At 56.3% G+C, this 9,655-nt stretch carries 11 protein-coding genes; 6 read left to right on the top strand and 5 right to left on the bottom strand.

Translation table 11 applies throughout. The features are described from left to right. Positions 1-266: 266 nt before the first annotated feature. Positions 267-485 carry a protein SlyX gene (locus INF68_RS19325; RefSeq protein ID WP_023309461.1) on the top strand — a complete coding sequence of 73 codons (219 nt, stop codon included), beginning with the start codon at positions 267-269 and terminating at the stop codon, positions 483-485. Positions 486-682: 197 nt separating this feature from the next. On the opposite strand, the gene slyD is transcribed toward INF68_RS19325, so the two are convergent. From slyD to kefG, 4 genes are all read right to left on the bottom strand, one after another. Beyond that, complete coding sequence (gene slyD, locus INF68_RS19320) at positions 683-1,273, bottom strand: peptidylprolyl isomerase (RefSeq protein WP_014885491.1); 591 nt, start codon at positions 1,271-1,273, stop codon at positions 683-685. A gap of 94 nt (positions 1,274-1,367) precedes the next feature. Next, complete coding sequence (locus INF68_RS19315; RefSeq protein WP_033146793.1) at positions 1,368-1,568, bottom strand: YheV family putative zinc ribbon protein; 201 nt, start codon at positions 1,566-1,568, stop codon at positions 1,368-1,370. A gap of 13 nt (positions 1,569-1,581) precedes the next feature. Next, on the bottom strand, positions 1,582-3,387 hold the full coding sequence (gene kefB, locus INF68_RS19310) for a glutathione-regulated potassium-efflux system protein KefB (RefSeq protein WP_126786803.1): 1,806 nt from the start codon (positions 3,385-3,387) through the stop codon (positions 1,582-1,584). Beyond that, on the bottom strand, positions 3,387-3,941 hold the full coding sequence (kefG, locus tag INF68_RS19305; protein WP_021242220.1) for a glutathione-regulated potassium-efflux system ancillary protein KefG: 555 nt from the start codon (positions 3,939-3,941) through the stop codon (positions 3,387-3,389). The genes kefB and kefG overlap by 1 nt, the downstream gene beginning before the upstream one ends. Before the next feature lie 135 nt (positions 3,942-4,076). On the opposite strand from kefG, the gene INF68_RS19300 reads away from it, so the two are divergent. The 4 genes from INF68_RS19300 to INF68_RS19285 all read left to right on the top strand — a co-directional run bounded on the left by INF68_RS19300 (position 4,077) and on the right by INF68_RS19285 (position 8,231). Beyond that, on the top strand, positions 4,077-5,981 hold the full coding sequence (locus INF68_RS19300) for an ABC transporter ATP-binding protein (protein ID WP_126786802.1): 1,905 nt from the start codon (positions 4,077-4,079) through the stop codon (positions 5,979-5,981). A gap of 112 nt (positions 5,982-6,093) precedes the next feature. Beyond that, positions 6,094-7,116, top strand: a complete 1,023-nt coding sequence (locus INF68_RS19295; RefSeq protein WP_109846133.1) for a hydrolase — start codon at positions 6,094-6,096, stop codon at positions 7,114-7,116. Next, the gene (locus INF68_RS19290; RefSeq protein ID WP_008503016.1) at positions 7,113-7,331 is read left to right on the top strand and encodes a YheU family protein; all 219 of its coding nucleotides are present in this window, start codon (positions 7,113-7,115) and stop codon (positions 7,329-7,331) included. Before INF68_RS19295 ends, INF68_RS19290 begins: the two co-directional genes overlap by 4 nt. Positions 7,332-7,361: 30 nt before the next feature. Further along, positions 7,362-8,231, top strand: a complete 870-nt coding sequence (locus tag INF68_RS19285; RefSeq protein WP_023309465.1) for a phosphoribulokinase — start codon at positions 7,362-7,364, stop codon at positions 8,229-8,231. Positions 8,232-8,297: 66 nt separating this feature from the next. Here the strand turns inward: INF68_RS19285 and INF68_RS19280 are convergent, their stop codons facing one another. Further along, positions 8,298-8,702, bottom strand: a complete 405-nt coding sequence (locus INF68_RS19280) for an OsmC family protein (RefSeq protein ID WP_008503018.1) — start codon at positions 8,700-8,702, stop codon at positions 8,298-8,300. Positions 8,703-9,013: 311 nt separating this feature from the next. On the opposite strand from INF68_RS19280, the gene crp reads away from it, so the two are divergent. Next, entirely contained in the window at positions 9,014-9,646 is a 633-nt protein-coding gene (gene crp, locus INF68_RS19275) for a cAMP-activated global transcriptional regulator CRP (protein ID WP_000242758.1), read from the top strand. Positions 9,647-9,655: the final 9 nt, after the last annotated feature.

The following is a 9,655-nucleotide window of genomic DNA, read 5'->3' as shown; positions in this document are numbered from 1 at the left end:
GCAGCGTTACTTTAAACAGTGATTTCATCCATATCTCCAGGGCCTGGGGACTCTCACCCCAGCGTTAAACGTAAATGAGTTACGTACTATAAAACGTTGCGGAAGAAATCTACAGACAGACACTTCCAATTCTCGCCACTTTTCAGACTATTTTTGTTTAAATAAGTTTCCTGCCAAAGGGATGCAGACTGTACTTAAGGATAAACTCAGTTAAACTGCGCCGCCGCAGGGCCATTATGGCGAATCTGAAACAAACGAGGTGAATGATGAAGGATACAGCAATAGAAGCGAGAATGGCTGAGCTGGAAAGCCGCCTGGCTTTTCAGGACATCACCATCGAAGAGCTAAACCAGACCGTGACCGCACATGAGCTCGAAATGGCAAAACTGCGGGATCATATGCGCCTGCTGACGGAAAAGCTGAAGGCTACGCAGCCGTCAAACATTGCCTCTCAGTCAGAAGAGACGCCACCTCCTCATTATTGAGGCGTAAAAAAAGCGGGATTATCCCGCTTTTTTTGTGCCCGGTGGGGCGAAGCTTACCGGGCCTACATACCAAATACCCTATGGATTTCGCGTCGCAGGAAGGCGGCAAGCTTGAAAATCCCCGGGAGCATAGATAACTATGTGACAGGGGTTTCAAAGCGCAGCCAACGCACCTGCGGCTTGAAAGACGACGGGTATTAGTGGCAGCCGCAGCCGCCGTTACCGCAACCACCTTTACCGTGGTCGTGACCATGGTCGTGATCGTGGCCGTGACCACCGCAGCAGCCGTCGTGGCCGTGATCGTGGTCATGGTCGTGACCATGTGCACCGTGAACGTGGCCATGAGCCAGCTCTTCTTCGGTCGCTTCACGGATAGCAACAACTTCTACGTTGAACTTCAGGTTCTGGCCAGCCAGCATGTGGTTACCGTCAACCACGACGTGGTCATCTTCCACTTCGGTGATTTCAACAGGAACCGGACCCTGGTCAGTTTCAGCCAGGAAGCGCATGCCAACCTGCAGTTCGTCAACGCCCATGAACACGTCTTTAGGAACGCGCTGAACCAGATTGTCATCATACTGACCGTAAGCGTCGTTCGCGCCTACAGCAACGTCAAATTTGTCACCAACTTCATGACCTTCCAGCGCGGTTTCCAGGCCAGAAATCAGGGAGCCGTGACCATGCAGGTAGTCAAGCGGCGCACTCACCGGAGACTCATCAACCAACACACCGTCTTCTGTACGTACCTGATAGGCCAGGCTGACCACCAGGTCTTTTGCTACTTTCATGATATCTCCTGAGCGTGGGAAAATTGCTGGCGCAGATTGTAGCGGAAATCTGCACCCGTGTACCCTTTAGCTTAAAAAAACTCAGGGCATATCGCTAGTCCGGATGAAAAATCCCGATAACTTGCTCTTCTTTGCGAACGTGATCGCGGGCCTCTTTATCGGCCTCACGCATCTGGTGACCGCACTTAACACACTCAACAACATCAACATTATTTTCCCGCCACATCGCCAGGGTATCTTGCGCCTGGCAGGTCGGGCATTTTGCACCCGCAATAAAGCGTTTACGTACAGCCATCTTTCGTTACCCTTTATTCAAATTCATCCCAGCCATCGAGCTGGCGTCGTTCCTGTTGCATCTCTCGCTGGAAGATCTCCTCCAGCTCGCGACGTGCTTCCCGCACGCGGGAGATCTGCGCCGTATCGGTATGTACCGGCATCAGCTCGCGCAACATCCGCATATCCAGCCGGCGGAAGTGCATTTGGGCGCGCTGCGCCTGATGTGGATGCATGCCGAGCGAGATCAGCGCCTTACGGCCCAGCTCCAGCGCACTGGAGAACGTCTCACGGGAGAAGTGTTTCACACCCGCCTGCAACAATTCGTGAGCTTCAACACGTCCCCGTGCACGCGCCAGTATATGCAGATGCGGGAAATGCTGCTGGCACAACTCCACCAGCTTCATCGTATCTTCCGGATCGTTACAGGTAATCACGATGGACTCTGCCGCTTCCGCCCCCGCCGAGCGAAGCAGCTCAAGCTGGGTCGCGTCGCCGTAGTAAACCTTATAGCCATATTTACGCATCAGGTTAACCGCGCTGATATCCCGCTCCAGTACCGTAATGCGCATTTTGTTCGCCATCAGCAAACGCCCGATAACCTGTCCAAATCGGCCAAAGCCCACCACAATCACCTGCGGCTTGTCGTCTTCCACCCACGGCGCTTCGTCTTCATCGTCCGTCGGGTTCAGGCGACGCGACAGCAGTTTATCCACCAGCTTCATCAGCAGCGGCGTGGTCATCATCGACAGCGTGACCGTTACCAGCAAAAGCGCCATCTGATCGTCTTTAAACAACTTCTGGGAGGAGGCGGTAGAGAACAGCACAAACGCGAACTCGCCCCCCTGGCTTAACACGCTGGCAAACTGCATGCGTTCCGAACTGCGCAAGCCATAAATGCGCGCCATGACATACAGCACCAGCGTTTTCACCGCCACCAGGATGGCGACGCTCACCACAACCCACAGCAGATGGGTATAGAGCACACCAAGGTTGAGCGCCATCCCCACGGAAATAAAGAACAGGCCTAACAGCAGCCCTTTGAAGGGATCGATGGCAATTTCCAACTCGTGCCGGTATTCACTTTCCGCCAGCAGCACCCCGGCGATAAAGGTCCCGAGCGCCATCGACAGCCCCAGCGCGTCCATAAACAACGCCGATCCCAGCACCAGCAGCAGCGTCGCGGCGGTAAACACCTCGCGAACGCCCGACGCGGCAATAAAGCGGAACACGGGACGTAACAGGAAACGACCGCCAATCAGCATGCCCGCGAAGGCCAGCACCTTCATGGCGATTTTAGCCCAGTCGAAGTGATCGTCCCCGGACCCCGCCAGCAGCGGCACCAGCGCCAGAGCCGGGATCACTGCCAAATCCTGGAACAGCAGCACCGAAAAGCCCAGCTGGCCGGCTTCGTTGCGATTCATCCCTTTATCGCGCATCAGCTGCAGCGCCATCGCCGTCGACGACATCGCAAGGCCTATCCCGCCAATCACCGCCGCCTGCCATGAAAAGTTGGTCAGCATTAACAGGCCACCCAGGATCGCGGCGCTGAACAACACCTGCGCGGCGCCCACGCCAAAGATAGAGCGTCGGAGCTGCCACAATTTCGAAGGATTCAGCTCCAGGCCGATGATGAACATCAGGAACACCACGCCCAGCTCGGAGAAATGGAGAATCTCATCGACATCGCTGATGAATCCCAGCCCCCAGGGGCCAATCGCGATCCCCGCCAGCAGATACCCCAACACCGCACCGATACCAATCCGTGCAGCAAGCGGCACCGCGACGACGGCCGCAAATAAAAAGAGCACCCCGGCGAGGAGCAAATTCGATCCTTCCATTAACGACCTCCTGCCGGAATGGGTGACGCCAGCCATTCACCATAGGCTCTGGCGTGGCTTGCCAGCTCTTTCGGATCCTGACGCCGCGCCCAGTAGACAATAATCGGGCTCATCCAGTGCATACGGCACATGGCCGCCGTCAGCTCGAATGGCCGCAGGATGTCGCTCATCGGATAACGGTTCAGCCCGTCGTGGCGATAAGCACTTTCCGGCTCTCCGGTGGTGATCACACTACGCCAGTACTTTCCCGCCAGCTGGTTGCCCCCCACCCCGCTGGAGAAGCCCCGGCTCAGCACGCGGTCCAGCCACTCTTTGAGCAGCGCCGGACAGCTGTAGGTATAAAGCGGATGCTGGAACACAATCACGTCATGCTGACGCAGCAGTTCCTGCTCGTAAGGGATATCAATAAAGAAATCAGGATAGTGCGCGTAGAGATCGTGCACCGTCACGTTGCTGAGCTGTGTGGCCGGTTTAAGCAGCACCCGGTTTGCCACCGAGTCCTGAGATTCCGGATGGGCATACAGCAGCAGCACTTTTGCTGTCTGAGACATCATTCCCCTCCCGGTGTTGTTTCTGTTTTTGTGTATCGTCGTTGTTTTGGGCTACCATGGCGGCCCGGTGCGGAAAATGGCCCACACCTTACATTATCATAATGACAAATTAACATAGTCGGAACATACGGCGCTTCTATGATTGTTTTTTCCTCGTTACAAATTCGTCGCGGCGTGCGCGTCCTGCTGGATAACGCCACTGCCACCATCAACCCGGGCCAAAAAGTGGGCCTGGTCGGCAAAAACGGCTGTGGTAAATCCACCCTGCTGGCGCTGCTGAAAAACGAGATTAGCGCGGATGGCGGTAACTTTACCTTCCCGGGGAACTGGCAGCTCGCCTGGGTAAACCAGGAGACGCCGGCGCTGAGCGAACCGGCACTCGACTACGTTATCGACGGCGACCGGGAATACCGTAAGCTCGAGGCGGAACTTAACGCCGCTAACGAGCGCAACGACGGCCACGCCATTGCCACCGTTCACGGCAAGCTGGACGCCATCGACGCGTGGACCATTCGCTCCCGCGCCTCCAGCCTGCTGCACGGCCTGGGCTTCAGCAATGAACAGCTGGAACGCCCGGTCAGCGACTTCTCCGGCGGCTGGCGCATGCGCCTCAACCTGGCGCAGGCGCTGATCTGCCGCTCTAACCTGCTGCTGCTCGATGAACCGACTAACCACCTCGATCTCGATGCGGTTATTTGGCTGGAGAAGTGGCTCAAGAGCTATCAGGGCACTCTGATTCTGATCTCCCACGACCGAGACTTCCTCGACCCGGTGGTGGATAAAATCATTCATATCGAACAGCAAACGATGTTCGAGTACACCGGCAACTACAGCTCCTTCGAGCGCCAGCGCGCGACGCGCCTTGCCCAGCAGCAGTCCATGTACGAAAGTCAGCAGCAGCGCGTGGCACATCTGCAGAGCTTCGTGGATCGCTTTAAGGCCAAAGCCTCAAAAGCCAAGCAGGCCCAGAGCCGCATTAAGATGCTGGAACGCATGGAGATGATCGCCCCGGCGCACGTGGATAACCCGTTCCACTTCAGCTTCCGCGAGCCGGAAAGTCTGCCGAACCCGCTGCTGAAGATGGAGAAGGTCAGCGCCGGCTATGCCGACCGCATTATTCTCGACTCCATCAAGCTCAACCTGGTGCCGGGTTCGCGCATTGGCCTGCTGGGGCGTAACGGCGCCGGTAAATCGACGCTGATCAAACTGCTGGCGGGCGAGCTTAACCCGGTCAGCGGCGAAATCGGCCTCGCGAAGGGCATCAAGCTGGGTTACTTCGCCCAGCATCAGCTGGAATTTTTACGCGCGGATGAATCACCGATTCAGCACCTCGCGCGTCTGGCGCCGCAGGAGATGGAGCAGAAGCTGCGCGACTATCTCGGCGGCTTTGGCTTCCAGGGCGATAAGGTGACTGAAAACACCGAGCGCTTCTCCGGCGGCGAAAAGGCCCGCCTGGTGCTGGCGCTGATCGTCTGGCAGCGCCCGAACCTGCTGCTGCTCGATGAACCGACCAACCACCTGGATCTCGACATGCGTCAGGCGCTGACCGAAGCGCTGATTGAGTTCGAAGGCGCGCTGGTGGTGGTTTCGCACGACCGTCACCTGATCCGCTCCACCACGGACGATCTGTATTTAGTGCACGGCGGCAAAGTTGAACCGTTCGACGGCGATCTGGAAGACTACCAGCAGTGGCTGACGGACGTGCAGAAGCAGGAAAACCAGCCGGAAGAGTCAGCGAAAGACAACGCCAACAGCGCGCAGGCGCGTAAAGACCAGAAGCGTCGTGAAGCGGAGCTTCGCACCCAGACGCAGCCGCTGCGTAAAGAGATTACCCGTCTGGAAAAAGAGATGGAAAAACTCAACGCCACGCTGGCTGTCGTTGAAGAGAAGCTTGGCGATAGCGGCCTGTATGACCAGAGCCGCAAGGCTGAGCTGACCGACTGCCTGCAAACCCAGGCGAAGACCAAATCCAGTCTCGAAGAGTGCGAGATGGCGTGGCTCGACGCGCAGGAACAGCTGGAAGCGATGCTGCAGGCTGACTGACCTGTTTACCCCGTTTGAAGAACAGAATCCGTACCGGGTTCGGAAAACCAGCTTAAACGGGGTACAATTCGGAAAGTATCGTAAATTTCCGACAAGAATCAGCACCGCGCTTATGACCCAAATCATTCCATCAGACTTCGAGATTGCAGCCGAAGACAGCACTGAGTTCGTGCCCATGCGCGGCGTCGCCAATCGCCATTTGCAGACCATGCTGCCGCGACTGATCCGCCGCAAGGTTCAGTTCACCCCGCACTGGCAGCGGCTTGACCTGCCGGACGGTGATTTTCTGGATCTCGCCTGGAGCGAAGCGCCTGAACAGGCTCGCCATAAGCCGCGTCTGGTGGTTTTCCACGGTCTGGAAGGCAGCCTGCACAGCCCGTATGCGCATGGGTTAATTGAGGCGGCAAAAGCGCGCGGCTGGCTCGGCGTGGTGATGCATTTTCGCGGCTGCAGCGGCGAACCGAATCGTCAGAAACGCATTTATCACTCGGGTGAAACCGAAGACGGGACGTGGTTTTTACACTGGCTGCGGGAAAATTATGGCACCGTGCCAACGGCCGCCGTGGGCTACTCGCTGGGCGGCAACATGCTGGCCTGTCTGCTGGCCAAAGAGGGCGAAAGCGTCCCGCTGGATGCCGCCGTCATTGTCTCCGCGCCGTTTATGCTCGAGCAGTGCAGCTACCACATGGATAAGGGCTTTTCCCGCGTCTATCAGCGCTACCTGCTCAACCTTTTGAAGGCCAACGCGGCGCGTAAGCTGAAGGCCTACCCGGATACCCTGCCGGTCAGCCTGCGCCAGCTGAAAAAGGTGCGCCGCATTCGCGAATTCGACGACCTGATCACCGCGAAAATCCACGGCTTCGCCGATGCGATTGACTATTATCGTCAGTGCAGCGCCATGCCGCTGCTCAGCAAGATCACGCAGCCGACGCTGATTATTCATGCCAAAGATGACCCGTTTATGGATCATCACTCGATTCCCGCTCAGGAATTCCTGCCCGACAACGTTCACTATCAGTTGACCGAGCACGGCGGCCACGTCGGGTTTATCGGCGGCACGCTGCGCCGCCCGAAAATGTGGCTTGAGGCGCGTATTCCTGACTGGCTGACCCCTTATCTGGACGGTGCAAAATGATTATTCCCTGGCAGGATCTGGCTCCCGAAACGCTCGATAATCTGATTGAAAGCTTTGTATTACGCGAAGGCACCGATTATGGTGAACAGGAACGCTCGCTTGAGCAAAAGGTCAACGATGTTAAGCGCCAGCTGAAAAGCGGCGACGTGGTGCTGGTGTGGTCAGAACTGCATGAGACGGTCAATATCATGCCCCGCAACGCGTTTCACGGCTGATCTTCCACCCTTTTCAGTCAGGGAGTTGCTATGTCTGCCAGACATCCGGTTATTGCCGTTACGGGGTCGAGTGGTGCGGGAACCACCACCACCAGCCTCGCATTTCGCAAGATTTTCGCCCAGCTGAATCTCCGTGCGGCGGAGGTCGAAGGCGACAGCTTTCACCGCTACACGCGTCCGGAGATGGACATGGCCATTCGTAAGGCGCGCGATTCGGGTAAACACATCAGCTACTTCGGCCCGGAAGCCAATGACTTCGGCCTGCTGGAACAAACCTTTATAGAGTACGGTAAGAGCGGCAAAGGGCAGTCCCGTAAGTATCTGCACACCTATGATGAAGCCGTACCCTGGAATCAGGTGCCGGGAACCTTTACCCCATGGCAGCCGCTGCCGGAACCCACCGACGTCCTGTTTTACGAAGGATTGCACGGTGGCGTGGTCACCCCTCAACACGACGTGGCGCGCCACGTGGATCTGCTGGTCGGCGTGGTCCCTATCGTTAACCTGGAGTGGATCCAGAAGCTGACGCGCGACATGAGCGAGCGCGGCCATTCGCGAGAGGCGGTGATGGACTCCGTGGTGCGCTCCATGGAGGATTACATTAACTTCCTGACGCCGCAGTTCTCCCGCACCCATATCAACTTTCAGCGCGTGCCGACGGTGGACACCTCCAACCCGTTCGCGGCCAAAAGCATCCCGTCGCTGGATGAGAGCTTTGTGGTGATCCATTTCCGCAATCTCGAAGGCATTGATTACCCGTGGCTGCTGGCAATGCTGCAGGGCTCGTTTATTTCGCACATGAATACGTTAGTCGTGCCGGGCGGAAAAATGGGGCTGGCGATGGAGCTCATCATGACGCCGCTGGTGGAGCGACTGATGGAAGGGAAGCAGATCGCGTGAGCATGTTCCCTCTCCCTGTGGGAGAGGGTTAGGGTGAGGGCATCAACACGCACGATGCCCCAACAATCACGCCTCGATCACTTCATACGAATGCGTGATTTTTACCGCTTTCTCCAGCATTAACGCCACTGAGCAGTACTTCTCCGCAGACAGGTCCACCGCACGTGAGACCGCCGCGTCTTTCAGCTCTTTACCGGTGACCACAAAGTGCAGGTTAATATGGGTGAACAGGCGTGGCGCCTCTTCGCGACGTTCTGACGTGAGTTTAACCTCACAATCCGTCACGTCATGACGCCCTTTTTGTAGAATAGACACCACGTCAATTGCGCTGCATCCGCCTGCCGCCATCAGCACCATTTCCATTGGGCTGGGTGCTTTATCGCCGGAGTTACCGTCCATCAAAATCTGGTGCCCTGACGCGGACTCGCCCAGGAACGTTAAACCTTCAACCCATTTCACGCGCGCTTGCATATTCTTAAACTCCAACGTTGCATTTTTGGTGACAGATTACGCGTGCGTTACATTTCTCGCAATGGAAGGCGACCTGCATCATGCTGAAGCGAGACACCAGGAGACACGCGGCGAAAGCTATGCTAAAACACTCTGGATGCTACAGTAATACATTGACGTTACACATGTATGCAGAGGACATCAAACTTTACTGGCTGCGAAACGTTACGGTAGCCGACTTCCCAGGGTATGGGTAAGAATTCGATTGCAACCCCAGAGTCCGGATGCATCTGATGACTCTGGTGACAGCTTATAACAGAGGATAACAGCGCATGGTGCTTGGCAAACCGCAAACAGACCCGACTCTCGAATGGTTCTTGTCTCATTGCCACATTCATAAGTACCCATCAAAGAGCACGCTGATTCACCAGGGTGAAAAAGCGGAAACGTTGTATTACATCGTTAAAGGCTCGGTGGCAGTGCTGATCAAAGATGAAGAAGGGAAAGAGATGATCCTTTCTTATCTGAACCAGGGCGATTTCATCGGTGAACTGGGCCTGTTTGAAGAGGGCCAGGAACGTAGCGCCTGGGTTCGTGCAAAGACAGCATGTGAAGTGGCTGAAATTTCTTACAAGAAGTTCCGTCAGCTGATTCAGGTTAACCCTGACATCCTGATGCGTCTTTCTTCCCAGATGGCGCGCCGTCTGCAGGTCACGTCAGAGAAAGTGGGTAACCTCGCCTTCCTGGACGTTACCGGCCGTATCGCACAAACCCTGCTGAACCTGGCGAAACAGCCAGACGCCATGACCCACCCGGACGGCATGCAAATTAAAATTACCCGTCAGGAAATTGGTCAGATCGTCGGTTGCTCCCGTGAAACAGTGGGCCGCATCCTGAAAATGCTGGAAGATCAAAACCTGATCTCCGCCCACGGTAAAACCATCGTGGTCTACGGAACGCGTTAATTCCGCTTA

This window comes from Enterobacter cloacae complex sp. P16RS2, assembly GCF_014982155.1.
Taxonomy (GTDB): domain Bacteria; phylum Pseudomonadota; class Gammaproteobacteria; order Enterobacterales; family Enterobacteriaceae; genus Enterobacter; species Enterobacter cloacae_M.
The sequence above is the reverse complement of the archived record's forward strand: the minus strand, read 5'-3'. Positions and strand labels throughout refer to the sequence as shown.